The sequence below is a fragment of the Micrococcus sp. FDAARGOS_333 genome (assembly GCF_002206575.2).
In the GTDB taxonomy this organism is placed as follows: Bacteria; Actinomycetota; Actinomycetes; order Actinomycetales; family Micrococcaceae; genus Micrococcus; species Micrococcus lylae.
The window spans coordinates 537,185-562,949 of the sequence record NZ_NJFJ02000001.1 but is presented as its reverse complement, the minus strand read 5'-3'; the positions used below and the strand labels follow the sequence as shown (position 1 = coordinate 562,949).

Genomic DNA, 25,765 nt, shown 5'->3' with positions numbered 1-25,765 from the left:
TGGGAAGTGGGCGAGACGCCTTCGAACCCTGTCACGTCACCCATGGGCGGTCGCGTCGTCCGGCTTCTCACCACGGGCCTGCATGCGCAACTGTTCGAACAGCCCGAACAACGACTGGATCGGCGGATCCGTGGCGAACTGCGTCAAGACCAAGTTGTCCCTCGGCAACAGACCCCCGAGACCGAACGGATACCCCGAGTCCCACCGATTCCCCCGCCGCAGTTCATCCGTCCAGGCGTGGTCCTCAACCATGAAACCGACCTGCGTCTTCTTGTCCGGAGCCTGGCCATGCGTCGGGTTCAACCACACTGACTCCACGTCTTGCCAACGCACCCGCCACGAATCCGTCCACACCGCCTCCTCATCCACCGTCAGATGCCGCGGACGACGCTGTCCCGCGTCAAGTAGTTGGCAGGATTTCCTTGGTTTTGAATGTCGGGGTGGTGGGGTCGGCCAGGCCCAGGTGCACCTCCTTGGGCCGGTTCCATGAGATGGCCTCGTGGGGCCGGAGCTCGTTGTACTCGATCCGGTAGTCCTCGGCCCGCTCGGCGAGCACGATCGCGTCGTCAATCTCGTCCAGGTAGAGCCGTTCGTACTTCAGCGTGCCGAAGCCGCGTTCACGGGACCCGTTCTGCCCCGGGGTCTTCACTCGGGTGCGCACGTGGTGTAGCTCGGGGTGGGCGGCGATGAAGGACTCGAAGCGGAAGGACCGGAACGGCCCGCCGTTGTCCGTCACGATGGTCACCACGGGCAACAGCTCACCGGTCTCGGGATCGACCGGGCAGGCCTCGACCAGCGGGTGACCGAACATGGCCTCGTAGTCGGCCAGGGCCAACTCGATCGCGTCGATCGCGTCGTGCTGGTTCCCGGTGGGCGAAACGTGGAAGGGGTACTCGTACTTGGACCAGTAGTCCCGGCACCCGGCCAGCCGCCAGGTCCCTCCGGTGGTGGTCTCGAACTCGCTGAAGTCCAGCTGCCAGACTTGGTTCGGGCCTGAGGGCTCGGTGGCGAACGCGGCCTTGCGCCGCTCGGCCAGCTTCCGTCGCTCCCGTTGGTACTGCGCGGGCAGAATCAGCCCCTCGTCGCGCAGGATTCGCAGCACGGTCGCCTCGGAAACCACATGCCCGTCGTGGCGGACCATTGCCCAGATCTTCCGATGCCCCCACGCCGGATGGGCCAGCGCGTGCTTGACCACCAGTTCCCTGGCGGCCTGCCGTCCCGGTTGCGGCCACGGTCCCTTCACCGCCGTCCCGGTGCGGGCCTTGGCCTGCCAGCGGCGCCAGGTCCGCTCGGGCATGTCGAAGAGCTGGCAGAACCTCGCGGTCGACATGCCCGCTTCCACGCGGATCACCTCGAGGTCCTCGAAGGGCCCAGCCGGCCCTCCGCGGACTTCTTCCACACCCTGGCTTCCAGGTGTGCCTCGCCCAAGGCCTGGGTCAGCTCGGCGACCTCGGCCTCCAGCTGTTCCTCTCGGGAGGATGGTCCGGACCTGCCGGCCACCAGGGCGGTCTTGCCGGCTTCCAGGAACTCGGCCTTCCACCGTCCGATGGACTGCTCACTGACTTTCTCCTTGCGTGCCGCTTCGGCGATGGACATCTCGCCGGCCAGCACGCTCAGCACTATCCGGGTCTTCTTCTCCGCCGGAATCGAGGGTGGTCTACCCATGTCTGACTCTCCTTCAGGACCTACATAACGGCCCTGCCACTAAGTCTGACGCGCGACACCAGTACGCACCCGCACCCGCAAAGGGAACTGCACATCTGCGAGCGAAACCCGCTCCATGCCCTGCTCACTCATCCATCGTCCTTCCATCCAGGCGCGCTGATCACGTGCCACGCACCGTGGCGGATTCCATCGGTGAGTGCAAGAGATCTTCCGGGGCCCACCAGGAAGGTCTGTCGTACTCACCATGGCCGCAATCTCTCGTGCTGCTTCGAAGCGGCTGCGTCTGCAAGTGCTTGATCTGATGCTCGCCGGGGGCACCTCGAAGTCCGTGGCCGAGCAGGTCGGTGTCTCCGGTACTTCCGTGCGCCGCCGGCGCCGAGCTGGGCGTGGACCCGGCCGGCACTGGACGACGACGGTCCCGCCCCCGATGCCCATCGACACCTGGTGGACGGGCTCCTCGGGCTCGAGCCAGGTGTACTGGAGGGTCCTCGCCTGCATGCCGAGCCGCGGGGAGCCGCACATGCAGTTCTCCGGGCACAGGCCAGTCTTCGGGGGACCAGGCAGTAGCGCGTGACGGTCCGGTCGAAAGGACACTCCCGCAGGCGGAAGGCGGCGACGATGGAGAAGGTCGCCGCGTCCGTGGCCTCCAGGACGGCAGGGGCCTCATCGACGGTGGGCACGTGACCATCCCCAGTCCGGTCCGCAAGCTCCATGGCCAGCATGGCAGCAGGATCATCGAGCACTGTCCATCAGCGTGTATCACCGTCCTCGGAGGCAATCGTCGCAGCGATCGACTCCTGCAACGCGGCGTAGAAGATCCCTGGCACGACCGGAACGGCCCTCGAGCTCCGTTCACCTCGGATCACTGCGAACGGCGGACCCCCGTAAGGCCGCATCCACTCCGCGGCCACATGGTCCTCGCGGTCTCTCCATACCCACCAGTCCCGCGGACGCCGCAGCAGATCCTGCGCCGCAGACGTGCCCGCCACCGCCGACCATCCGCCCTCATCGGCGCCGACGACGCACTCTGCCTCGAACACCGCGTCCCTCAACCACTCCACTCGCACGCCTGTGCTCTCCAGTGCCAAGGGAACTGCAACGGCCACCGGAACGGTCGCGACTCGGCGCACCGGCGACGCACCGGCACCGTCGTTCTCCACAGTGACCACCACGGCCTCATCCCAGCCCGCCAGACAGATCTCGACATGACACTCATGCCCGTCCCGCACACCCCGTCCACTGAGGAGCGGCGCACGCTGCTCGATCAAAGCGGCCTGAGTCGACGAGATCTCATCGGACCACAGCTTCGACGGCACTAGGTCTTCAGGTGTGCTGAGACGCTCCACCTGGGCCGGCACCAGATCCTGCTCGATCACCACCGTCTCCAGCGTGAGGTCCTGCATCGCGTGCGGCAAACGCGGCCACGTCAATGCGTCCGGACGGTCAGAGCCATGGACCGGGCGGACACGACGGGCGAGGTCGTCGCATTGGGATCCCAAGGCCGTCACATCGTCACCCTCCCCCACGGTCAGGGTCAGTTCCAGGACGTGGTCTCCCGACCCCACATACCAACGCAGACTGTGCCAGAGCAGCCCGCGCTGCCACGCCACCACGTGATGACGCCGGGCAGGCAGTCCGACCCCAGTGAAGAACGCCTCATAGGACAGCGGAAGGAAACCGTCCAGGGCGGACTCTCCGCCGAGGTGCAGCTCTCGCAACGCGGCCGATGCCACGCCGCCTTCCTCGGGCTCCACGAAATACCGCACCGCAACATTCGGGTGGATCTCCTCCGCTCCCGTGTGTGCAGTCTCCGCGCGCACATCGAACACCCGAACCCCCGGAGCTCCGACGTGACCGTCTGCAGGCACCCACGCCTGCGGCACCCGCAACGCGAAGGGCCCGAAGACAACACCGTCCTCAGCAGTCGAGACGCCTTCGAACCCTGTCACGTCACCCATGGGCGGTCGCGTCGTCCGGCTTCTCGCCACGGGCCTGCATGCGCAACTGTTCGAACAGCCCGAACAACGACTGGATCGGCGGATCCGTGGCGAACTGCGTCTTCACCGTCCCGTCCCTGCACAGCATCCCCCCGAGACCGAACGGATACCCCGAGTCCCACCGGTTCCCCCGCCGCAGTTCATCGGTCCACACCCGCTTCTCCATCAAGAACGCCACCTGCGTCTTCTTGTCCGGAGCCTGGCCATGCGTCGGGTTCAACCACACAGACCTGACGTCTTCCCAACGCACCCGCCACGAATCCGTCCACACCGCCTCCTCATCCACCGTCAGATGCCGCGGACGACGCCACGCCATCCACGTGTAGGCCACATACAAGGACAACGGCAGGAACCCGATCCCCGCCAACACCCGCAGCAACGGCAACATCGCCGAGTCCGCCTCGAACAACGACGACGGCACCCCCAGGATGATCGGCACGAACAGCACCCACAGCACCACCGCCATCACGAACGCCGGCGCCCACACACCAGTACGCACCCGCACCCGCAAAGGGAACTGCACATCTGCGAGCGAAACCCGCTCCATGCCCTGCTCACTCATCCATCCTCCTTCCATCCAGGCGCGCTGATCACGTGCCACGCACCGTGTTCCACAGCCACTCTGCCCCATCTCCGACGGCCTCCGCAGCGCCCGTCCCGGGACGGAGCCGCCCAGCACTGGCCGCAGCGGGACGACGTCGTTAGCCTGGCGCCGTGGCCGCCGCCCCGACCGATCCGCCCTCCGACGCTCCGGCCGAGCTGCCCCCGTCGGGCGCGGGTTCGACGGCGGCCCGGCACGGTCGTCACGCCGCCGTCGGCAGTCACCGCATCATCGGCGGCTCTCGCCCGTGGTGGCGCCCGCCCGCGCCGGACGCCCCGGACGTGGTGTACCCGGTGAGCCCCCTGAAGGTCCTGGACCGACGGCAGCGCTTCCTGCTGCGTCTGTCCCAGCCGGGCATGACCCTCGCCCTCGTGATGCTCTGGGTGTCCCTGAGTCCCAGTCTGTTGCCCCGCACCTGGTGGATGACGGCCGTCGCGGTGGGGCTGAGCTCCGTGCTCGGCTACCTGGTCGGCGACCTCGTGGGCCGGGCGAGCGCGTGGATCGCCCGCCGCATCGGTCTGCGCATCACCCTGCCGCCGCTGTCGGACTGGCTTATCCGCCTCGGCTGGACGGTGCTGCTCACGGCGGTCACCGTCGCCATCTGGGTGTGGAGCCTGCGCGAACAGGAGCTCACCGCCGAGCTGGTGGGTCTGCGCAGCAACGGGGCCGGATCGCAGCTGGCGGGCGTGGCCGCGGGGCTCGCGCTGGCCGGGGTGGTGCTGCTGCTCGTCCGTCTGCTGGCGCTGGCCTGGTGGAAGGTGCGGCACCTGGCTCGCCGTTTTTTGCCCGGGGTCCTGGCGACGGCGGCGGCCACCGTCGTCGTGCTCACCACCGTGACCTGGCTCTCCGAGGGCGTGCTGTACCGACAAGGCATGAACGCCGCCCTGTCCTCCGCCGCGCAGCTCAACGCCGAGACCGCCCCCGGACGCACCCGGCCGGCCGAGCCCGAGCGCTCCGGGTCGCCGCAGTCCACGCAGTCCTGGGAGAGCCTCGGCCGGGACGGTCAGGTGTTCGTCGCCGACGGCGCCCGTCGCGAGCGCATCGCAGAGATCACCGGGCAGCCGGCTCGGGAGCCGATCCGCCTGTACGCCGGCAAGGAGGGCAACCCCACCCTCCAGGACGCGGTCGACGCGGTGCTGGCCGAGATGGAGCGCACCCGCGCCTTCGACCGGTCCGTCGTGCACGTGACCACCACGACGGGCACCGGTTTCGTGCAGGGCTGGTCTGCCGGCGCCGTCGAGTACCTGGCCGGCGGGGACTGCGCCACGGTGTCCCTGCAGTACTCCTACTTCTCCTCGGCCCTGGCCTACGTCTCCGACCGGCAGTCCCCTCCGGAGGCCGGCCGCGCGCTCTTCGACGCCGTCCACGACGCCTGGCTCGAGCTGCCCGAGGACCGTCGCCCGCTGCTGGTGGTCAGCGGCGAGTCGCTGGGCTCCTACGGCATGCAGGGCGCGTTCGACTCCCCGGAGGAGCTCATGGCCGACGTCGACGGCGCCGTGTTCAGCGGCACCCCGCGGTTCACGCCGCTGTGGCAGCAGTTCACGGAGCAGCGACGGCCAGGCAGCCCGGAGGTCGCTCCCGTGGTGGACAACGGGCGGCACGTCCGGTTCGTCACCCGCCCCGAGGAGCTGGGCCACGACTACTACGGCGGCCCCTACGCGGAGTGGGAGCATCCGCGGGTCGTCTACGCCCAGCACGCCTCGGACCCGATCGTCTGGTGGGACCCGGACCTGCTGATCTCGGAGCCGGACTGGATGGAGGAGCAGGTGGGCCGGGACGTCTCCCCGAACCTGACCTGGACGCCGTGGGCCACGTTCTGGCAGGTCGGCATGGACCAGCCGCTGTCCGTCGCCACCGACGGCGGCCACGGGCACCAGTACTTCGAGGAGGTCGTGCCCTACTGGGCCGCGGTGCTGGGCCAGGAGTGGTCGGATGAGCGGGTGGTCCGGATCCAGCGGGCCCTGCGCACCGACTTCCGGCCGCGCTGAACGTCGCTGCCCGGACAGGACGAGGGGCCCCGGATCAACTCCGAGGCCCCTCGCCCGTCATCACTCGCACCTTGATGAGGTGGCTTCAGCCTATGAAGCGCTGGTGTACGGAGACCGAACCAGCACTGGGAGTTCCCTGACAACACGCACCTCCGCTTCGCGCGAGTCAGACGCACCTCCGCCTCACGCGAGCCAGAAGAATCGGCCCCTTCGCCGAGCCTCGAAGCAGCCGATTCTTCTGGCTCGGCGCAGAGAGCGCCGCCTCAGCCCAGCCGGCCGCCGGACTCGCGCAGGTAGCAGCCGCCGCAGAGGGAGTCGTAGGTCACCTCGACGCCGTCGATGGCCACCTGGTCCCCCTCGAAGATGTAGTGCTCCTCCCCCGTGGCGGGGTCGGTGGCCTTGCGGGTGTTGAAGAGCGCCTTCTTCCCACACCGGCAGATGGTCTTCAGCTCCTCCAGCGAATGCGCCAGCTCCATCAGCCGTGCCGAGCCCGGGAAGGAATGGGTGCGGAAGTCGGTGCGGATGCCGTAGGCGAGCACGGGTACCCCCTCTTCCACGGCGATCCGCAGCAGGTCGTCCACCTGCCCCGGGGTGAGGAACTGGGCCTCGTCCACCAGCAGGCACGCCACCGGGGGGACGCCGTCCAGGCGGTCCACCAGGGCGTCCGGATCCTCCCCGGAGGCGTGGCCGCGGAACAGCTGCACCACGTCGTCGTCCGGGCGGATCCGGAAGTCCACGCGGCGGGAGACGCCGAGGCGGGAGACGATCTCGTCATCCCCCTTGGTGTCCACCTGCGGCTTGGCCAGCAGAACGCGCTGGCCCCGTTCCTCGTAGTTGAAGGCGGCCTGCAGCAGGCCGGTGGACTTCCCGGAGTTCATCGCCCCGTAGCGGAAGTAGAGCTTGGCCACGTGCGCGTCAGCCCTGCGCCTTCTCGATCTGCTCCTTCGCCGACGGGTCCGAGTCGTTCAGGAACGTGCCGATGCGCTGGACCTCCTCGGACTCGCCGATGCCGGCGGCTGCCCGGCCGAGGGCGTAGAGGGCGCGGAGGAAGCCACGGTTCGGCTCATGGGAGTAGGGCACCGGGCCGGCGCCGCGCCAGCCGGAGCGGCGAAGGGCGTCGAGGCCGCGGTGGTAGCCGACCCGCGCGTAGGCGTAGGAGTCGACCGTACGGCCCTCCTTCCAGGCGTCCTCGGCCATCATGGCCCACACGAGCGAGGAGTCCGGGGCGACCGGGACGATGTCCTCGGGCAGGTCTCCGGCCTCGATGCGAGCCTGGACCTCGGGCTCCTCCGGGAGCAGGGTGGCCGGCGGCTCCATCAGGTTCTTGCCGATCAGCGACTCGGACATGGCGATCTCCTCCTGTGCTGTCTGCGGGTCCGCCCGCACCGCACATACGGGGATGCACGTCAGCAGGCGGCGGGGTTCTCCGAAAGTGTATCCACGCTCGCCCGGCGGCCCCGGGCCGCTTCCAGGCTTCTCCGGTACCGTGGGTCAGTGCATGTGCCCTCCCGGCACCGCCCACTGTCTTCGAAGGAGCTCTCCATGGCCAAGGCCTCGACCGCCGCACGACGCCGCCTCCTGCCCCTGGGCGCAGGCGCCGCCGCGCTGGCACTCGTGCTCTCCGGCTGCGTCGCAGACCAGGAGGACCCGAACGGTGCGCCCTCCTCCGGCACCGAGGAGGCCTCCGAGCCGAGCCCGTCCGAGAGCCTCGACCCGACCGCCGCGGCCGCCTCCCAGGTGGCCGAGGCCGCCGCATCGAGCGCCGCCGCCGGCACCCGCCGCCCGCAGCCCCGTGAGGCGCTCGAGACCGACGGCCCCGGGGTGACCGACGGCGCCGCCACCGGCAGCTGGATCTCGATCGCCTCCGCCAAGCAGGACACCGTGTCCGTGATGGACTGCGCCCGCGACGTCCTGGACCAGGGCACCCTGGACGCCGTGGCCACGCACATCCCGAACGCGTCCGCCATGTCCATCGCCCAGCTCTTCGCCTCCCGCGACGAGAACCTCGAGTTCATGAGCTGCTCCTTCACCAGCTCCACCCGTGCGGAGAACGGCATGCCGATGGCCATGGTCCGCTACCAGCACAACCTCAACGACGAGCGCCTCGAGTGGTGCAAGCCGGAGCCCGCAGCCATCGCGGACGAGTACACGTTCGACGAGGAGACCAACAAGGGACTCATGGCCCTCGTGCGCCCGGGCATGAAGGGCGGCGCCGACGGCGCCCCGCTGATGCCGCAGCGCACCGGCTGGGCCTGCAGTGACGACGGCACCGAGATGGTGTCCATCACCTTCGGCGCCATGGAGGGCTACGGCGACGCCAACGAGGGCCTCACCGCCATCGAGAACTCCCCGGTGGCCGAGAGCACCACGATCGTCACCGAGGCCCGCGACCACCTGGCGGACACCGTCCTGAAGGACCCCTCCACGTACCAGGACGTCATCGGCAAGGCATCGCCGTTCTTCATGGACTATCAGATGGACGAGAAGACCCTCGAGGAGGCCCGCAAGATCCCCGCCGGCGAGTCCGACCCGGAGGATCTGCCGACCCACTCGATGATCGACCGCCCCGAGGGCGCTCCGGGCCCGGTCGCCCCGGGCCAGCCCCCGCGCGTCGTCGAGGACGACTGACACCCCGGAGGGCCCCCTCCCGGCACGACGACGGCCGCTCACCTTGCGAGGTGAGCGGCCGCCGTCGTGCTGGAGGCCGGCTGCGGCGGGGCGGGCCCGCCGTCAGTCCTCGAGGCCGAGGTCCTTGGCCTGACGGTCCCAGTCGTCGCGGTCCCGGTCCCGCGCCTCCCGGCGGTCGGCGCGGGCCTCGAGACGTTCGATGCGATGTTCGAGGGACTCGCCGCCGCTCGCGCCTCCGCGCTCGACCGCGGGTCGACGGGGCGCGTCCCCGACCTGGTCCGACCAGGACTCCAGCTCGGAGAGCCGGTACTCGAGCTCGTCCATGCGGTCGGACAGGCCGGAGCCCTCGAGGCCCTCGACGCTGCGGCCGGTGATCAGCTGGGCGATCTGCACGGCGCCCCAGACGAGGATCGCCACGATCGGGATCCAAGCGAACCAGGGGAGCATCTCCATCAGACCGCCTCCTCTCGAGAGCCCAGCCGGCGTTCCGGCCGCGTCACTTGATGGACTTGCCGGCGGAGCCGAGGTCCTGGCAGGCCTCCACGACGCGCTGGGCCATGCCGATCTCGGCCTTCTCGCCCCAGGTGCGCGGGTCGTACATCTTCTTGTTGCCGACCTCGCCGTCGATCTTCAGGACGCCGTCGTAGTTCTGGAACATGTGGGTGACGACCGGACGGGTGAAGGCGTACTGGGTGTCCGTGTCCACGTTCATCTTGATGACGCCGTAGCGCACGGCGTCCGCGATCTCCTGCTCGGTGGAGCCGGAGCCGCCGTGGAAGACCAGGTCGAACGGGCGGTCCTTGCCGATCTTCGCGCCGACGGCCTGCTGGATCTCGTCCAGGATCTCCGGGCGCAGCTTCACGTTGCCCGGCTTGTAGACGCCGTGCACGTTGCCGAAGGTGAGCGCGGTGATGTAGCGGCCGTGCTCGCCGGAGCCGAGGGCCTCGACCGTGGCCAGGCCGTCCTCGACGGTGGTGTAGAGCTGGTCGTTGATCTCGTTGGCGACGCCGTCCTCCTCGCCGCCGACGACGCCGATCTCCACCTCGAGGATCTGCTTGTTGGCGGCGGTGCGGGCCAGCAGCTCCCGTGCGATCCTCAGGTTCTCGTCCAGGGTCTCGGCGGAGCCGTCCCACATGTGGGAGTTGAAGATCGGGTCGCGGCCGGCCTTCACCTCGGCCTCGGAGGCGTCCAGCAGCGGGCGGACGAAGCCGTCCAGCTTGTCCTTCGGGCAGTGGTCCGTGTGCAGGGCGATGGTGACGTCGTACTGCTTGGCGACCTCGCGGGCGAAGGCGGCCATGGCCAGGGAGCCCGCCACCATGTTCTTCATGTTCTTGCCGGAAAAGAACTCGGCACCGCCGGTGGAGACCTGGATGATGCCGTCCGAGCCGGCCTCGGCGAAGCCGCGGAGGGCGGCGTTCAGGGTCTGGGAGCTGGTGACGTTGATCGCCGGATAGGCGTAGCCGCCGTCCTTGGCGGCGTCGATCATCTCGGCGTACTTGTCCGGGGTTGCGATGGGCATGCTGCGCTCCTGTGCGTCGCGGTCGGGCAGACGGATCCGGCTCCGTGCTGTCACCGGCGGACACCCTCTCAGGTGGCGGACGCGTGCGCCCGCGCCGGTGCGGAGCCGCCGGCACCATCCTATCGGTGCGCCCGGGGACCGCGGCGAGGTCTGGACGAAGGTCTCTTGCCCGCCGTCGGGCCGCTCCGTAGCGTGAGGTGCATCACACGCAGGCCGGCAGGCCCGCACCTGTCCCCCACCCGAGGAACCCATGACCACCTCCCGCCCCTCCCGTCTGACCACCCTCGCCGCGGCCGTCTCGCTCGGCCTCGGCGCGACCTTCGCCGGCGCCGCCCCCGCCGCCGCACAGCAGGGCATGGGCCCCGAGCAGGAGGCCGCCGTGCAGGAGCTGTCCACGGCGCCCACCACCGCGGAGCGGGCACAGTGGGATGCCGCCCGCACCGCTCTGGCCCAGGCCGCGGACGAGGACTTCTACGCCGCTCCGGACTCGATCCCCGGCACTCCCGGCGCGCTGATCCGCCAGGAGCCGATGGACTTCTACCTGGACCCGGTGAAGCTGATCCGCATCCCCGCCACGGCCACGCGCATCATGTACTCCTCCGTGAGCGCCACGGGCGAGCCGATCGCCGTGACCGGCACCGTCCTCGAACCGGAGAAGCAGTGGACCGGCTCCGGCGAGCGGCCGGTGATCGCCTACGCGGTGGGCACCCAGGGCGTGGGAGACCAGTGCGCCCCGTCCAAGACCCTGTCCACGGGAGAGCAGTACGAAGGCGTCGGCATCTCCACGCTGCTGAACAAGGGATACACCGTGGTGGTCACGGACTACGAGGGGCTCGGCACCGAGGGCCTGCACACCTACATGGTCCGGCAGTCCCAGGCGCACACCGTGCTGGACTCCGTCCGGGCGGCTGCCGGGCTCGAGGGCTCGGGCGTGACGGCCACGTCCCCGGTGGCGATCGCCGGCTACTCCCAGGGCGGTGGCGCCGCGGCCGCGGCCGCCGAGCTCGCGGGCGAGTACGCACCGGAGCTGGACGTGAAGGCCGCCTACGCGGGCGCTCCCCCGGCGGACCTGACCCAGGTGGCCGACGCGATCGACGGGGGCGGCTCGGCCGCGTTCCTGCTCTTCGCCATGGCGGGCCATTTCGAGGCCTACGGTGTGGACCCGAGCCTGTACCTCAACGCCCTGGGCATGCAGACCCTCGAGGAGGCCTCCACCGCCTGCACCTCGGACGGCTCAGCGTTCGCCGACCTGGACTCCTCCACCATCACCAGTTCAGGCCAGTCCTTCCCGGAGCTGGTGCGCAGCGACCGACTGCTCGCCGGCATCCTCGCCGACCAGCGACTCGGGCATCAGGGCCGTCATCCGGAGATGCCGGTGATGATCGCCCACTCGCTGACCGATGACGTCATCCCGTACCGGACCGGCCGTGAGCTGGGGCACCGCTGGTGCGCGGAGGGTGCGCAGGTGCGCTTCGACCCGGTCTTCACCCCGACCCACGTGGGCGGCTATGTGGCCGCGCTGCCGCGCGCGACCGGCTTCCTCGACGCCGCACTGAACGACCGCCGGACCGCCGACTCGTGCGGCTGGTTCTGAGCGTCGGCTAGCGTCAAGGGCAGGACCGTCCCGCCCACCGAAGGAGCAGACATGCGCGCAGAGCAGCTCACCGATCCCATCGCCTACCACGGCGAGGGCCCCGTCTGGGCCGACTCCTGGGGCACTGCCGCCGAGGGTGTGACCGCCGGCGGCGGCCTGCGCTGGGTGGACATGCTCGCCGGGGACGTCCTGGCCCTGCGCGCCGACGGCACGGTGGACCGCACGCACGTCGGCGACGTGGCCGCCGCGCTGCGCCCACGCACCGGGGGCGGGGCCGTCGTCGCGGTGGAGCGGGGCTTCGCCCTGATCTCGCCCGAAGGCGAGCTGACGACGCTGCCCGAGCTGTGGGGCGCGGACGCGGGGATCCGGATGAACGAGGGCGGCTGCGACCCGGACGGCCGGTTCCACTGCGGCACCATGGCCTACGCGAAGACCCCCGGGGCCGCGAACCTCTACCGCCTCGCCCCTGGGCCCGACGGCGGCGCGGGCGAGGTGGACGTCGTGCTGACCGGCTCGACGACGTCCAACGGCCTCGAGTGGAGCCCGGACGGCACGCGGGCCTACTACAACGACACCCCCACCCGGCAGGTGGCCGTGTTCGACTACTCCCGCGAGGAGGGCCTGACGGACCAGCGCGTGCTCGTGGACGTGCTCGACGGCGAGGGCAAGCCGGACGGACTCACCGTGGATGCCGAGGGCGGCATCTGGGTTGCGGTGATCAGCCACGGCCAGATCCACCGGTACACGCCGGAGGGGACCTTGGACGAGGTGGTGGAGGTCCCCGTGCAGAAGACCACGGCGTGCACCTTCGGCGGCGACGACCTCGGCACCCTCTACATCACCACCTCCTGGGAGAACATGGAACGCGGGGAGGACCCGCTGGCCGGGGCCCTGTTCGCCGTCCGCCCGGGGGTGACAGGCCTGCCGGTCCGGCCCTTCGCAGGCTGAACCGCCCGCCTTTCCCTCCGCTCCCGCACGCGACCCCACCGCGTCATGCCGGGAGGGGCCGCGGCCGAGCACCGTTCCCGTCACTTCACGTCCACCGGGAATCCTCTGAGACTTCGCCGTGAGTTCCCGCTAAGGTCCTGTGTTGCGGGTCTGTTCGCAGGCCCGCGGTTTCGTCCGACCTTCCCAGGAGTTCTCATGCGCTCGTTCTCAACCTCGGCCCGCGGCCGCCGCACGGCCCTGACCGCCTTCGGGCTCGCCTCCATCCTGACGCTCACCGCGTGCGGCGGCACGTCCGACGCTCCGGAGGAGGATGCCGCCAGCGCCTCCTCCGCATCGTCCGAGGCCGCCGAGCCGTCGCCGGAGTCCACCGAGAGCGAGGAGGCCGAGGAGACCGCCGAGAGCGAGGAGGCCGAGGAGACCGCCGACTTCCAGACCACCTTCGAGCCCGGCGTCGCCGGCACCCTGAACTCGGTGCCGAACGACCTGGGCCTCGAGGAGGTCGAGGAGTCCCCGGCCAACACCGTCGAGGTGCTCAGCACCCGCTTCGCCGTGACCCAGACGGCCCGCGTGGACGCCGTGCCCGGCAAGCTCGCCGAGCAGATCGCCCCCATGGTCTTCGACTACGCGGACGAGGTGACCGCCGCGGACGGTGAAGCCCTCTACGTCGCCGTCGTGCAGGCCTCCGACGCCCGCCACGCCTTCGAGGGCGAGGCCCCCGAGACCACCACGACCTTCCGTGTGAACGGCGACCCGGTGGAGGTCGGAGTCCCACCCCTGGCTGCGGGAGACCAGGCCACCGTCGTCGTCTCCGCCCCCGAAGACGCAGAGCCCGAGGACGTGACCCTCGAAGTCGTCCAGGACGAGGCGGCGCAGGAGATCTCCCTCGTGGACGGCTCCCGCACCGCCTCCGACGTGGAGCACATCTACGAGCGTCCGACCTCCGTGGCCGTGGAGGAGGGCCACGACTGGGACGTGTCCTTCACGGGCTTCACCGGCAAGACAGAGCACCTGAGCGGCCAGATCGAGGGCGCGGAGATCCTGCCCGCCCTCCCCAAGCAGGGCTGGGCGACGTCCGGCAACGTGTTCCTGGGCCTGGACGTGAGCACGAACAAGCTCAACTCCACCGACGAAGACGAGTCCATGATCACGCTGGAGCTGCCGGACGGCACCACTCAGCGCTGGTTGGACGACCCCTCCGACCTGCAGTACCGGTTCAAGGACCGCGTCTGGTTCGAGGTCCCGGCCGACGCCACGGAGGCCACCGCGAAGGTCGACGTGATCGTCAAGGCGGGCATCAAGGACCCCGAGACCCTCGACTCGCTCGAGGTGCCGCTCACCTTCGAGCGCTGAGCCGCCGGTCCGCGGCGCCGGGCCGCCCGGCCCCGTACGGGCAGTGGCCCAGCACCCCGACGCGGCGCCGTCGTCGTCCTCCTAGGGCGACGGCGGCGCCGCGTCCGCGTGCTGCCGGATCCACGCGTGCATCGCGATGCCGGCGGCCACGCCCGCGTTGATCGAACGGGTGGAGCCGTACTGCGCGATGGACAGCACCGCGCTCGACGCCGCCCGCATCTGTTCCGAGAGCCCCGGTCCCTCCTGACCGAAGACCAGCACGCAGGCGCGGGGGAAGTCGAAGGTCTCCAGCGGCACCGACTCGGGGAACAGGTCCACGCCGAGCACCGGCAGCCCCTCCTCGGCCGCCCACGCGGCGAACGCCGCCACCGTGTCATGGTGGTGCACGTGCAGGTACCGGTCCGTGACCATGGCGCCACGGCGGTTCCAGCGGCGCCGGCCGATGATGTGGACCCCGGCGGCGTTGAACGCGTTGGCGGTGCGGACCACCGTGCCGATGTTCAGGTCGTGCTGCCAGTTCTCGATGGCCACATGGAACGGGTGCCGCCGCGCATCGAGGTCCGCGACGATCGCCTCGAGGCTCCAGTACCGGTACCGGTCCAGCACGTTGCGGCGGTCCCCCTCGCGCAGCAGGTCTGCATCGAAGCGCGGGTCCTGCGGCCACGGGCCCTCCCAGGGGCCCACCCCGACCACACGCTCCGGCGCCTCACCCTCCGAAGGTGAGGCGCCGTCGTCGTGAAGCGGGCGGGAGCTCACGCGACGCGCGGAGCCTTCGCATCCACCAGCACCTTCGAGGCGCCGGCGGCCGCGGCGGTCACGGCCAGCACGGCCGGCCACGCGCCGATCTTCTTGGCCAGCGGATGGGAGGCTCCGAAACCGCCCAGATACAGCGCCGCCAGCCCACCGGTGACGGCCGGTCCGCCCTTGGCCAGCCAGGTGCGGCCAGCCAGCAGGCCGGCGGCGCCGAGCAGCACGCCGCCCAGCGGACGGATGCCGGTCTCACGGGCGGTGACGTAGCCGCCCAAGAGCCCGAGCGCCACCACGGGCGCGGTGTTCACCGCCTCGGCGGGCAGGAGGGACTTGCCGTCTCGGACGGCCTCGACGGTCTGGGTCTGGGTGATCTTCTCGCTCATGGCTCCACCGTACGCCCGTAAGCCTGGAGGCGGCCCGGAAGGGAACAGGCGCACAATGGTCAGGTGACGATCATCGACAACGCCGTCTACAAGAACGGCAGACGCATCCTCGCACCGACCTCGTTGGACCAGACCTGGCGGGCCCTGAAGGAGTCCGGTGACCTGGCCTGGCTGGGCATGTACCGGCCGGACGCCCACGAGCTGCAGGAGGTCGCGGACGAGCTGCATCTGCACGAGCTGGCCGTGGAGGACGCGCTGTCCGGCGGGCAGCGCGCCAAGCTCGAGCACTACGGCGAGGACTGGTTCATGGTCCTGCACCCGGCGCGGTACATCGACGAGACGGAGACCGTGGAGTTCGGCGAGATCGGCGTCTTCTCCGGGGACGACTACGTGGTCACCGTGCGCCACGCCGAGGAGCCGGACCTGGCCGCCGTGCGCCACTCCCTGGAGCGCGACAGCCCGGACCGGCTCGCGCTCGGCCCCTGGCAGGTGACCTTCGAGATCCTGGACAAGGTGGTGGACGACTACTTCCCGGTGGCCGACGGCCTCGAGCAGGACATCGGAGAGATCGAGGACCAGATCTTCGCCGGCGACGCGCATGTGTCCCGCCGCATCTACGAGCTCTCCCGCGAGGTGCTGAACTTCCAGCACGCCATCCGCGCGCTGCCGACCATGGTGGACCAGCTCCAGGACGACGCACGGGCACGCCTGCACGCGGACGAGGCCGGGGAGTCGAGTGCGGCGTCCCAGGGCGCGGCGATCGAGGTGGAGAACCTGCGCCGCCTCCGCGACGTCCACGACCACGCCGTGCAGATCAACGAGCGCGTGGCCGCCATGCGCGCGATGCTGAACAGCGCGCTGGAGCTGGACTCCACGCTGGCGTCCAAGCGGCTGGCCGAGCAGTCGATCGAGCAGAACGAGCAGGTCAAGCGCATCTCGTCCTGGGCTGCGATCATCTTCGCCCCGCAGCTGGTGGGGTCGATCTACGGCATGAACTTCGATCGCATGCCCGAGCTGCACTGGACGTTCGGCTACCCGTTCGCGCTGGCGCTGATGCTGACCGTGGCCGTGGTGCTGTGGGTGCTGTTCAAGCGGGCCGAATGGCTGTGAGCCGGGCTCAGTCCAGGCCGAGCTCGTCCTTGCCGAAGGCGTAGAGGTAGGGCACCCCGGCCTCCTCGGCGATGCGCTCGGCGGCGCCGGTGTTCCGGTCCACGATCACGGCCACGGCCTGCACGTCGCCGCCGGCCCTGCGCACGCCCTCGACGGCGGTCAGCGCCGAGCCCCCGGTGGTGGAGGTGTCCTCGAGCACCACGACCTTCCGGCCGTCCACACCCGGGCCCTCGACCTGACGGCCCATGCCGTAGGACTTCTGGGCCTTGCGCACCACGAACGCGTCGAGCGCGCGACCCTCGGCACCGGCGGCGTGCATCATCGCGGTGGCCACCGGGTCCGCCCCCATCGTGAGGCCGCCCATGGTCTCGTACTCGACACCGGCGTCCTCGAGCATCCGCAGCATCACCCGGCCGATCAGCGGCGCGGCCTCATGGTGCAGGGTCACGCGGCGCAGGTCCACGTAGTAGTCGGCCTCCTTGCCGGAGGACAGGGTGACCCTTCCGCGGACCACGGCGAGCTCCTTGATGAGCTCCTTCAGGCGGGCACGGTCCTGCTCGGGGGTGGGGGCTGCGGTGTTCTCGCTCATGCCCCTCATGCTAGCGGCGCTCGGCGGAGCGGCACCCCTGCCCCGGAGCGGCACCCCTGCCCCGGAACCTGGTTCGGCGCTAGCCTGACGGACATGGACGAGAACGCACGCACCACCGAGACGTCCCGCCATGCCGGTCTGCCGCTGGCCCACTGGATCACGCAGACGGAGGGCCTGATCACCGCCCGCGTCGCCGCCTCGCTCGAAGAGCACGGGCTCACCCGCGCGCAGTGGCAGATGCTCAACGCCCTCACCGCAAGCCCGCTCAGCTCGGAGGAGGTCACCGCGGGCTTCGCCCCGGAACTGTCCGAGACCGCGCTCGCCGAGCTGCACGAGCTGGTGGAGGCGGCGTGGGTGGCCGTCGAAGGCGACCTGTTCACCCTCACCGCCACCGGTCGCGAGGCCGGCGAGCGCGTGGCCGAGGCCGTGGACCGGCTCCGCGCCGAGGCGATCGGCGACCTGCCCCGGGAGGACTACGAGACCGCCCTGGCCGCCCTGCGCACCATCGCCCGGAACCTGGGGCATCCGGAGGCCTGAGGCTCCGTCCCGCCCCGACCCACGGGCGCGGGTGCGGGACGCCGACTCCGCCACGGAGCAGACGCCGCCACAAGGCCGACCACGGGCGCGGGTGCGGGACGCCGACTCCGCCACGGAGCAGACGCCGCCACAAGGCCGACCGACGGGGCGGGTGAGGGACGCCGCGGAAGCGGTGTGCCGCCGTCGGGAAGCGGCCGAGGAGCACGACTCCCGCCGGAAACACGCCGCGAGTAGGCTTCGGCGCATGCGTGAGCTGCAGCAGAAGATCATCGAGGAGATGGGCGTCAAGCCCGCGATCGACCCCGCCGAGGAGGTCCACCGCAGGGTGCGCTTCCTGGCGGACTACCTGCAGTCGACCGGCGCGGCCGGGTTCGTGCTCGGCATCTCCGGCGGCGTGGACTCCACCGCCGCCGGCCGCCTGGCGCAGCTGGCCGTGGAGAGGGCGCGTGCCGAGCTGGGCGTGACCGACGCCGTCGCCATGGGCGGGCCCGTGCTGCGCGGCGGCGAGTCCCCGAGGCCGACCGCCGAGACCCTGCCGAAGCCCTCGCACCGGAACCCGCAGTTCACCGCCGTGCGCCTGCCCTACAACGTGCAGGCTGACGAGGCGGAGGCGCAGCAGGCCATGGACTTCATCGACGCGGACATCGACCGCACGCTGGACATCGCCGACGGCGTGGACGGCGTGGCGGAGGCCTTCGCGGCGGCCACCGGGGAGCCGATCTCCGACTACAACAAGGGCAATGTGAAGGCCCGCGTGCGCATGGTGGCCCAGTACGCCCTGGCCGGCCAGCACGGCCAGCTCGTGGTGGGCACGGACCACGGCGCCGAGTCCGTGACCGGCTTCTTCACCAAGTTCGGCGACGGCGGCGCGGACGTGCTGCCCCTGTTCGGCCTGAACAAGCGCCAGGTGCGGGCCGTGGCCAAGGAGCTCGGGGCGCCGGAGGTGCTGTGGGCGAAGGTGCCGACCGCCGACCTGCTGGACGGCAGCCCGGGCCGCGCGGACGAGGACGAGCTCGGCCTGACCTACGAGCACATCGACGACTACCTCGAGGGCCGTCAGGTGCCCGAGGACGTGGCGGACAAGATCGAGGCCGTCTGGCTGCGCAGCCGCCACAAGCGCACCACCCCGGTGACGATCCTCGAGGACTGGTGGCGCTGAGGCCGTGGCGCTGAGGCCGTGAGCGGTGGGACGGGGAGTGGCTGCGTGTATCGAAGCCGTTGCGTGTATCAAACTTAGGCCGTCCAGGCCCGGATCGGCCGCCTCCGGCCCAAGTTCGATACACGCTCGGACGTCCGAGGGTGTGACCACGTCCCGCGCCGGCCCTACCGCGCGACCGGAGCCCGGCCCAGCAGCAGGCGGCTGAGCAGCGCGGCGGCCACGGCCACGGCAAGGACCAGGGACGAGAGCTTCAGCAGCGCGTCCTCCGCGAGGAAGCCCATCACGTCCGCTCCCAGGGCCAGCAGCAGCGTGGCACCGCCGAGCAGCACCACGGCCAGGATCAGGAGTCCTCCGATCACACCCCACTGCTTCCAGCGCAGCCAGGCGATGGCGATGCAGCCCCCGAGCAGCAGGGACGCCAGTCCCACGCAGAAGGCCACCAGCGCCGCCGTGCCGAGGTGTCCGTCCCCGAGGGTCGCCACGTCGAAGACCCGGGCGCCGTCGGTGAACCACGTGCCGGTGGCCTGCTCGAGCACCAGGAAGACCACCACCACGGCGGCGGAGTACACCGCCTGCAGCAGCGCCCACACGAGGGTGCCGCGCCAATACTCGCCGCGCGTGCAGCCAAGCATGCCGACCGCATAGGGCATGGTCCGCACGTAGGAGAACGCGCCCACGCTCGCAAGGAATCCGGGCAGCATCCACAGGACCCCCATGTTCCCGCGGAAGAACTGGGAGAGGTCGGTCTCCGCGGGCACCACGTACGCCTTCAGCACCAGGTACACGGCCACGGAGAACAGCGTGAGCAGGGCGAACGTCACGGGGGTGGTGACGAGCATCCCGGTCAGGTCCGAGTAGTGCAGTCGCACCACGCGCAGCCACCGGTGCGGCAGGGTGCGGTCGTCGTGATGGGCCGTCGGCTTCCCGACGACGGCCCGTCCGTCGGTCTGTGCGGTCGCCGTGGTCATCGGGTCGCCTCCTGGTCGTGGGCTCGGGCCTCGGCGGTGCCGTGCGGCGCGGCGCCGAGTGCCGCGATGAGGTCCTGCAGGCCGACCGGGCCGATCTCGAGCCCGCTCTCTGCGGCCCGACGGTGCATCGCGGCGTCCGGGGTGCCGAGCACCACGGCCGAGGCGAGACCGCCGATGCGGTGGGTCTCGAGGACCTGGCGGTCGCCGGTGGCGGCCTCCACCGCCTTCGCCGGCCCGGAGACCGTGAAGGCCAGCTCGGCGATGTCCTCGGCGCTGGCGTCCACGAGGAGGCGGCCGTCGTCGATCACCAGGACCTGCTCGAAGAACCCCTCGACCTCGCCGATCAGGTGGGTGGACATGAGGATCGTGCGGGGGTGCTCGGCGTAGTCGCGCAGGAGCGCGTCGTAGAAGCGGCGCCGAGCGGTGGGGTCGAGTCCGAGGTAGGGCTCGTCGAGGAAGGTCAGCGGCGCCCGTGAGGCGAGTCCCGCCACGATCGCCACGGCCGAGAGCTGCCCGCGGGAGAGCTTGCGGATCTTGTGGTTCAGCGGGAGCCGGAACGTCTCGACGAGCTCGTCGGCGAAGTCCGCGTCCCAGTGCGGCAGGAACAGCGGGCAGGTGGCGAGGACGTGGCGGACGGCGAAGGTGTCCGGGTAGGCCTGGTTCTCGCGTGCGAAGCAGAGCTGCGTGAGCACGGCGGCGTCGTCGAACGGCTCCCGGCCGAACACCTGCAGGGTGCCCGCGCTGGGGCGGTCCTGGCCGGAGATCAGGGACATGAGTGTGGTCTTGCCTGCGCCGTTGGCGCCGAGCAGTCCGCAGATGGTGTTGGGGGCGATGTCGAAGCTGACGTCCTGCAGCGCGCGGACCTCCCCATAGCGGCGGGCCAGGCCGCGGACGCTCACCGCGGCGTCCGGAGACATCGGGGCGTCCGCGGAGAGGGGACGGACCGTGGGCGGGAACTCGAGGACGGGCGTGGCCGTCGGCGCGGTGCTCATCGCATTCCTCCTGCCTCAGCGGCACCGGGGCTCCGGCGTACTGACGCCTCCGCCGGCTGCCGTCCGTCCGTGGTGGCGGGCTCCCCGGCGGCGTCGATGACGGCTCCTCCGGCGCTGACCGCCCGCTCGCTCACCAGCTCGACGATGTCCTCACGCTGCAGTCCGAGGCGCTGCCCCTCGGCGACCATCGGGTCCACGTAGTCCCCGGCGAACCGTTCGGTCCGCTGGGCCAGCAGGCGTCCACGCGCCCCCTCGGCCACGAACATCCCGATGCCGCGTCGCTTGTAGAGCAGTCCGGCGTCCACGAGGAGGTTGATGCCCTTGTTGGCGGTCGCAGGGTTGATGCGCAGGTGGAGGGCGAACTCGTTGGTCGAGGGGATCTGCGTCTCCTCCGGGTAGCTGCCGTCTACGATGCCGCGCTCGATCGTCTGCGCAAGGGTGCGGAACAGGGGCTGTCCGTGCGGGTCTGTGCTGGCCATCTCGACTCCCGTCTGAGCTTCAGTGGTTCATTACTTGTGTAACTAACCTAAGTGCCTTCCGCGTCCGAGGCAAGACCCGAGCCGCGGCGCTGCGGCGCCGTTGGGCGAAGAGAGAGGACCCGGTTGCGTGTGCCGAAGGATGCCGTTGCGAGCGCCGAAGGATGCCGTTGCGAGCGCCGAAGGATGCGGTTGCGTGTATCGAACCTGGGCCGTCCAGGCCCGGATCGGCCGGCTCCGGCCCAAGTTCGATACACGCTCGGACGTCCGAGGGTGTGACCGCCCGCCGACGCCGCCCCGAGACCGCCCGTTCCCACCGGCCCCGCGCCCTTCGATAGCCTGGCCGGGTGAAGATCGCGACCTGGAATGTGAACTCCCTCCGTGCCCGCGCCGACCGCGTGGAGGCCTTCCTGGAGCGGCAGGACATCGACGTCCTGGCCATCCAGGAGACGAAGTGCAAGGACGAGAACTTCCCGTGGGAGCTGTTCGAGCGCGCCGGCTACGAGGTGGCGCACAACGGCTTCTCCCAGTGGAACGGCGTGGCCATCGCCTCGCGCGTGGGCCTTGGGGACGTGCAGCGCGGCTTCGAAGGCCAGCCGCACTTCGGCAAGGGCGGCAAGGACCCGCATGAGGAGGCCCGTGCGATCGGCGCGACGGTCGGCACCGAGTCCACGGACGGTGCCGCCCCGGTGCGCCTCTGGAGCCTCTACGTGCCCAACGGCCGCGGGCTGCAGGACGAGCACATGGTCTACAAGCTGGACTGGCTCTCCACCCTCAAGGACCTCACCGCCGCGCAGCTGGCCGAGTCCCCGGACCTGCGCCTGGCCCTGACCGGCGACTGGAACATCGCGCCGCAGGACGAGGACGTCTGGGACATGCAGTTCTTCCTGGACAATGAGCTGACCCACGTCTCCGAGCCGGAGCGCTCGGCCTTCCGCTCCTTCACGGACGCCGGCTTGGTGGACGTCGTCCGTCCCCGCCACCCCGGCCCCGGCGTGTACACGTACTGGGACTACACGGGCCTGGCCTTCCCCAAGAAGAAGGGCATGCGCATCGACTTCCAGCTCTGCTCCCCCGCCCTCGCGCGGACGGTCACGGACGCCTGGATCGACCGCGACGAGCGCAAGGGCAAGGGCGCCTCGGACCACGCGCCGGTCATCGTCGACTACCGCTGACCGGCGCCCGGTCGCACCGCAGCCATGGACGCGATCGCGCACCTGCGCGTCTTCGAACCGGCCGAGGCGTTCCCCGCCGCCCTCGGCCCGGTGCTCGCGGACGCCGCCGGCCGTGACCGTGCCGACGTGGAGGCCGAGGCGGACCGCCGCACCCTGGCGCGCGTGACCCGCCGCCGGGTGGATCCGTTCCCGCATCCGCAGCAGCCGGACCTCGTCCGCGCGCTCACCCACCCGGACGGCCGCGTCCGCTTCTGCCCGGACCAGCTCGCCCGCCGCGCCGCCTACTCGGCGGCCTCCCTGGAGCGCCTGTTGGAGCCGGAGCAGTTCGCCGCCCTCATCCCCGAGGAGGCACGACGACGGCACACCGCCGCGCTCGACGCCTCACCCGATCCCTCGGTCGCCTCCGACACCGATGCGCCCGGCACCGCCGCGGACGGCACCGACGGCGAGGACCTCTCCGGCGACGACCGTCTCGGGGCAGGACTGCGGGGCCGGGACTCCCGCCCGGAGTTCGCCCGCCCCGGCTCGGCGATCCGCACCCGCTCCTCGCTCTGGGGCGTGCCGCACTCGTGGCTGCTGCTGTTCGACCCGGACGAGGACCTCGGCCGCGCGGCCGCACAGGGATCCGCACCGACGGGCGCGGAGGACGGCTCGGCCTGCGCCGAGGGCGCCGACGCCTTCGACGACGAGGGCACCCGCGCCACACCCGACCGCCCGTTCCGCGCCCGCCGCACGGTGGGCCTGCTGGACGCGCTCGTCCGCTGCGGTCGGGCGGCCCGGATCCTGCGGGACCACGCCCCGGACGCGGACCTGAACGGGGAGCTGACGGAGCTGTCCGGGTGGCTGGAGCTGTTCGGCCCGGACGCCGTGGTGGAGCTCGACTACGGCCGACTCACCCCGTACGTCTGGCCGGACGAGTCGCCCTACGACCTCTGGACGCTGCTGACCTGCCTGGAGGAGCAGGACGAGTCCACCGCGGCTGTCGCTCAGGAGCGGCTGAACCGTCGCTGGGGCCTGCTCACCCTCCACGCGCGCGCCAACTGAGCCGAACGCCCCGGCCAACTGGGCCGGCCCAGGTGAGCTGCCGTCGTCGGGACGCCGGGCCGACCCAGGTGAGCTGCCGTCGTCGCCACCCTTCGATCCGATTCAGCGCGTGCGTGGCGTGCTCCGAATCGGATCGAGGGCTTCGGGAACCAGATCGGATCGAGGGCTTCGGGATCCAGATCGGATCGAGGGCTTCGGGGTCCAGATCGGATCGAGGGCGAGGGCTTCGGGATCCAGGACCCTGTCGCCGGACGGACCGGCGCCTGCAGCCCCTGCTCACCCACCCCGCCCCGTGCGCTACCCCACACCGTCACACCCTGCCGCCGCCTGGCATGGCCACACCGCACAGCCCTAGGCTGGTCGGCATGACCTCGCAGCCCCTGAGCACGCCGCCGTCGGAAGCCCGCAACCGCCCCCACAACCCGTGGTGGGTGGACGCTGTGATCTATCAGGTGTATCCGCGCTCCTTCGCGGACGGCAACGGGGACGGCATGGGGGATCTGCCGGGCGTGACCGCGAAGATCCCGTACCTGGCCGAGCTCGGCGTGGACGCGGTGTGGCTGTCTCCGTTCTACCGCTCCCCGCAGGCGGACGGCGGCTACGACGTCGCGGACTACCGGGACATCGACCCGCGCTTCGGCACCCTCGCGGATGCAGACGAGCTGATCCGCACGGCGCACGAGGCGGGACTGCGGATCATCGTGGACCTGGTCCCGAACCACACCTCGGACGAGCACCCCTGGTTCCAGGCCGCGCTGGCCGCCGCCCCCGGCTCCCCCGAGCGCGCCCGCTACCACTTCGCCGACGGCCGCGGCGAGGACGGCTCCGAGCCGCCGAACAACTGGGAGTCCACCTTCGGCGGCCGCGCCTGGACCCGCACCACAGACCCGGACGGCACCCCGGGCCAGTGGTACCTGCACCTGTTCGACTCCAAGCAGCCGGACCTGAACTGGGACAACCCGGAGGTCCACGAGGAGATGGAGTCCGTGCTGCGCTTCTGGCTGGACCGCGGCGTGGACGGCTTCCGCATCGACGTGGCCCACGGCATGGTCAAGCAGGAGGGCCTGCCGGACGCGGACCACACCCGCATGGGCATGGTCACGGACGCCGGCGAGGACCACGACCCGGACTTCGACGTGGATGCGTTCGAGCCGGCGATGCCGTTCCTGGACCAGGACGGCGTGCACGAGATCTACCGGTCCTGGCGCCGTGTCCTGGACTCCTACGACCATGAGCCGATGATGGTCGCCGAGGCCTGGGTCTCCCCGCTGCCCCGCATGTTCCGCTATGTCCGCGAGGGAGAGTGCCAGCAGACCTTCAACTTCACCTACCTGATGTCCGGGTGGGACGCGGAGTCCATGGCGTCGGCGATCGACCGCTCCATGGTGGAGGCCACCAAGGTCGGCGCCACGAACACGTGGGTGTTGTCCAACCACGACACGGTGCGCCACACCTCCCGCTACGGCCTGTCCGACCCGTCCTCCTACCCGGACGGCATCACCGCGGAGGACGAGCAGCCGGACGAGGAGCTGGGCCGCTTCCGCGCCCGCGCCGCCGCACTGGTGGAGCTGGGCCTGCCCGGCTCGGCGTACGTCTACCAGGGCGACGAGCTCGGCCTGCCCGAGCACACCACCCTGGCCGCCGAGTACCGCCAGGACCCGTACTTCTTTCGCACGGACGGCGCCGAGCCCGGCCGCGACGGCTGCCGCATCCCCATGCCGTGGAGGGCCGAGGCCCCGGGCCACGGCTTCGCCGTGAACCACGACGGCGGCGCGGCGGCGTCATCGGACGGCGTCGCCTCGCCGGGTGAGGGTGTCGCTGCGGCGCCGAGGACGGACGGCATCCCGGCGGCCCCGTGGCTGCCCCAGCCGGAGTCCTTCGCCCGCTACGCCGCCGACCGACAGGTGGAGGTCCCGGGCTCCTTCTACGAGCTGTACCGGCACCTGCTCTCGGTGCGCGGCGAGCTGGAGATGGGCGTGGGCCGGTTCGCATGGTCCGACCGCCACGACCCTGCCGACGGCGTCGTCGCCTTCACGGTCACCAGCGGCGGGGGGCGGCACCTCGGATCCGGCGAGCCGATCCCGGAACAGACCGTGCTGGTGATCGCCAACCTCGGTGAGGACGAGGTGGAGCTGCCCGCAGGCCACCGCGTGCTGGCGCGCTCGGACCGCGAGCCGGGGGCCCCCGACGCCGCCGCTGCCCTGCTGCCGGACACCGCCGCCTGGCTCCTGGTGTGACCTTCTGCGGGGTGGAAACCGCAGGCCACCGGGCGGACGCGGCGTGTTGAACACG

General features: G+C 70.9%; 26 protein-coding genes. 11 read left to right on the top strand and 15 right to left on the bottom strand.

Annotation, left to right across the window (positions count from 1 at the left end; all coding sequences use genetic code 11):
• Positions 1–36 precede the first annotated feature (36 nt).
• The 5 genes from CEQ11_RS02640 to CEQ11_RS02620 form a co-directional block, all read right to left on the bottom strand.
• Positions 37–369, bottom strand: coding sequence for a hypothetical protein (locus tag CEQ11_RS02640; protein ID WP_127913445.1), 333 nt, complete (start codon positions 367–369; stop codon positions 37–39).
• Between the two features lie 31 nt (positions 370–400).
• Positions 401–1,330 carry an IS3 family transposase gene (locus tag CEQ11_RS02635; protein ID WP_227718698.1) on the bottom strand — a complete coding sequence of 310 codons (930 nt, stop codon included), beginning with the start codon at positions 1,328–1,330 and terminating at the stop codon, positions 401–403.
• A 17-nt stretch (positions 1,331–1,347) separates the two neighbouring features.
• The gene (locus tag CEQ11_RS02630) at positions 1,348–1,665 is read right to left on the bottom strand and encodes a helix-turn-helix domain-containing protein (protein WP_010080477.1); all 318 of its coding nucleotides are present in this window, start codon (positions 1,663–1,665) and stop codon (positions 1,348–1,350) included.
• A 749-nt stretch (positions 1,666–2,414) separates the two neighbouring features.
• Entirely contained in the window at positions 2,415–3,623 is a 1,209-nt protein-coding gene (locus tag CEQ11_RS02625; protein WP_088477666.1) for a hypothetical protein, read from the bottom strand.
• Positions 3,616–4,224 carry a hypothetical protein gene (locus CEQ11_RS02620; RefSeq protein WP_088477665.1) on the bottom strand — a complete coding sequence of 203 codons (609 nt, stop codon included), beginning with the start codon at positions 4,222–4,224 and terminating at the stop codon, positions 3,616–3,618. The genes CEQ11_RS02625 and CEQ11_RS02620 overlap by 8 nt, the downstream gene beginning before the upstream one ends.
• Before the next feature lie 152 nt (positions 4,225–4,376).
• Here CEQ11_RS02620 and CEQ11_RS02615 point away from each other — a divergent pair, with 152 nt between their 5' ends.
• Positions 4,377–6,251 carry an alpha/beta-hydrolase family protein gene (locus tag CEQ11_RS02615; protein ID WP_088477664.1) on the top strand — a complete coding sequence of 625 codons (1,875 nt, stop codon included), beginning with the start codon at positions 4,377–4,379 and terminating at the stop codon, positions 6,249–6,251.
• Positions 6,252–6,514: 263 nt separating this feature from the next.
• On the opposite strand, the gene CEQ11_RS02610 is transcribed toward CEQ11_RS02615, so the two are convergent.
• Both CEQ11_RS02610 and CEQ11_RS02605 read right to left on the bottom strand, forming a co-directional pair.
• Positions 6,515–7,159 (bottom strand): thymidine kinase, encoded by a 645-nt coding sequence (locus tag CEQ11_RS02610; RefSeq protein WP_067191640.1) that lies wholly within the window; start codon positions 7,157–7,159, stop codon positions 6,515–6,517.
• Positions 7,160–7,166: 7 nt separating this feature from the next.
• Positions 7,167–7,598 carry a DUF3151 domain-containing protein gene (locus tag CEQ11_RS02605; protein WP_067191641.1) on the bottom strand — a complete coding sequence of 144 codons (432 nt, stop codon included), beginning with the start codon at positions 7,596–7,598 and terminating at the stop codon, positions 7,167–7,169.
• Positions 7,599–7,793: 195 nt separating this feature from the next.
• On the opposite strand from CEQ11_RS02605, the gene CEQ11_RS02600 reads away from it, so the two are divergent.
• Complete coding sequence (locus tag CEQ11_RS02600) at positions 7,794–8,879, top strand: hypothetical protein (RefSeq protein ID WP_088477663.1); 1,086 nt, start codon at positions 7,794–7,796, stop codon at positions 8,877–8,879.
• A gap of 102 nt (positions 8,880–8,981) precedes the next feature.
• Here CEQ11_RS02600 and CEQ11_RS02595 read toward each other — a convergent pair whose 3' ends face one another.
• Together CEQ11_RS02595 and fbaA are read right to left on the bottom strand one after the other, a co-directional pair.
• A complete protein-coding gene (locus tag CEQ11_RS02595; protein WP_087134185.1) occupies positions 8,982–9,332 on the bottom strand; it encodes a hypothetical protein in 351 nt (116 codons plus the stop codon).
• A 43-nt stretch (positions 9,333–9,375) separates the two neighbouring features.
• Positions 9,376–10,398, bottom strand: coding sequence for a class II fructose-bisphosphate aldolase (fbaA, locus tag CEQ11_RS02590; RefSeq protein ID WP_088477662.1), 1,023 nt, complete (start codon positions 10,396–10,398; stop codon positions 9,376–9,378).
• Between the two features lie 250 nt (positions 10,399–10,648).
• Between fbaA and CEQ11_RS02585 the strand changes: the two genes are divergently transcribed.
• From CEQ11_RS02585 to CEQ11_RS02575, 3 genes are all read left to right on the top strand, one after another.
• Positions 10,649–11,992: a lipase family protein gene (locus CEQ11_RS02585; RefSeq protein ID WP_088477661.1), complete on the top strand. Its 1,344-nt coding sequence runs from the start codon at positions 10,649–10,651 to the stop codon at positions 11,990–11,992.
• A gap of 51 nt (positions 11,993–12,043) precedes the next feature.
• A complete protein-coding gene (locus CEQ11_RS02580; protein ID WP_088477660.1) occupies positions 12,044–12,940 on the top strand; it encodes an SMP-30/gluconolactonase/LRE family protein in 897 nt (298 codons plus the stop codon).
• Positions 12,941–13,135: 195 nt separating this feature from the next.
• Positions 13,136–14,290 (top strand): hypothetical protein, encoded by a 1,155-nt coding sequence (locus CEQ11_RS02575; RefSeq protein WP_088477659.1) that lies wholly within the window; start codon positions 13,136–13,138, stop codon positions 14,288–14,290.
• A gap of 81 nt (positions 14,291–14,371) precedes the next feature.
• On the opposite strand, the gene CEQ11_RS02570 is transcribed toward CEQ11_RS02575, so the two are convergent.
• The gene (locus tag CEQ11_RS02570) at positions 14,372–15,046 is read right to left on the bottom strand and encodes an RNA methyltransferase (RefSeq protein WP_067191520.1); all 675 of its coding nucleotides are present in this window, start codon (positions 15,044–15,046) and stop codon (positions 14,372–14,374) included.
• Entirely contained in the window at positions 15,043–15,423 is a 381-nt protein-coding gene (locus tag CEQ11_RS02565) for a hypothetical protein (RefSeq protein WP_067191518.1), read from the bottom strand. Before CEQ11_RS02565 ends, CEQ11_RS02570 begins: the two co-directional genes overlap by 4 nt.
• A 63-nt stretch (positions 15,424–15,486) precedes the next feature.
• Between CEQ11_RS02565 and CEQ11_RS02560 the strand changes: the two genes are divergently transcribed.
• Positions 15,487–16,533 carry a magnesium and cobalt transport protein CorA gene (locus CEQ11_RS02560; RefSeq protein ID WP_193762973.1) on the top strand — a complete coding sequence of 349 codons (1,047 nt, stop codon included), beginning with the start codon at positions 15,487–15,489 and terminating at the stop codon, positions 16,531–16,533.
• Positions 16,534–16,540: 7 nt separating this feature from the next.
• Here the strand turns inward: CEQ11_RS02560 and pyrE are convergent, their stop codons facing one another.
• On the bottom strand, positions 16,541–17,122 hold the full coding sequence (pyrE, locus tag CEQ11_RS02555; RefSeq protein ID WP_088477658.1) for an orotate phosphoribosyltransferase: 582 nt from the start codon (positions 17,120–17,122) through the stop codon (positions 16,541–16,543).
• A 93-nt stretch (positions 17,123–17,215) separates the two neighbouring features.
• Here pyrE and CEQ11_RS02550 point away from each other — a divergent pair, with 93 nt between their 5' ends.
• Positions 17,216–17,659 (top strand): MarR family winged helix-turn-helix transcriptional regulator, encoded by a 444-nt coding sequence (locus CEQ11_RS02550; RefSeq protein ID WP_088477657.1) that lies wholly within the window; start codon positions 17,216–17,218, stop codon positions 17,657–17,659.
• Between the two features lie 244 nt (positions 17,660–17,903).
• On the top strand, positions 17,904–18,818 hold the full coding sequence (nadE, locus tag CEQ11_RS02545) for an ammonia-dependent NAD(+) synthetase (protein WP_088477656.1): 915 nt from the start codon (positions 17,904–17,906) through the stop codon (positions 18,816–18,818).
• A 164-nt stretch (positions 18,819–18,982) separates the two neighbouring features.
• On the opposite strand, the gene CEQ11_RS02540 is transcribed toward nadE, so the two are convergent.
• Genes CEQ11_RS02540 through CEQ11_RS02530 form a run of 3 tightly spaced genes read right to left on the bottom strand, consistent with a single transcriptional unit; the run spans position 18,983 to position 21,257 of the window.
• Positions 18,983–19,786: a hypothetical protein gene (locus CEQ11_RS02540; RefSeq protein WP_088477655.1), complete on the bottom strand. Its 804-nt coding sequence runs from the start codon at positions 19,784–19,786 to the stop codon at positions 18,983–18,985.
• Positions 19,783–20,778: an ABC transporter ATP-binding protein gene (locus CEQ11_RS02535; protein WP_227718697.1), complete on the bottom strand. Its 996-nt coding sequence runs from the start codon at positions 20,776–20,778 to the stop codon at positions 19,783–19,785. The genes CEQ11_RS02540 and CEQ11_RS02535 overlap by 4 nt, the downstream gene beginning before the upstream one ends.
• Positions 20,775–21,257: a GntR family transcriptional regulator gene (locus CEQ11_RS02530; RefSeq protein WP_088477654.1), complete on the bottom strand. Its 483-nt coding sequence runs from the start codon at positions 21,255–21,257 to the stop codon at positions 20,775–20,777. The genes CEQ11_RS02535 and CEQ11_RS02530 overlap by 4 nt, the downstream gene beginning before the upstream one ends.
• A 344-nt stretch (positions 21,258–21,601) precedes the next feature.
• On the opposite strand from CEQ11_RS02530, the gene CEQ11_RS02525 reads away from it, so the two are divergent.
• From CEQ11_RS02525 to CEQ11_RS02515, 3 genes are all read left to right on the top strand, one after another.
• Positions 21,602–22,429 (top strand): exodeoxyribonuclease III, encoded by an 828-nt coding sequence (locus CEQ11_RS02525; protein ID WP_088477653.1) that lies wholly within the window; start codon positions 21,602–21,604, stop codon positions 22,427–22,429.
• A gap of 24 nt (positions 22,430–22,453) precedes the next feature.
• Positions 22,454–23,473: a hypothetical protein gene (locus CEQ11_RS02520; RefSeq protein WP_088477652.1), complete on the top strand. Its 1,020-nt coding sequence runs from the start codon at positions 22,454–22,456 to the stop codon at positions 23,471–23,473.
• 365 nt (positions 23,474–23,838) lie between these two features.
• A complete protein-coding gene (locus tag CEQ11_RS02515; RefSeq protein ID WP_088477651.1) occupies positions 23,839–25,710 on the top strand; it encodes a glycoside hydrolase family 13 protein in 1,872 nt (623 codons plus the stop codon).
• Positions 25,711–25,765: the final 55 nt, after the last annotated feature.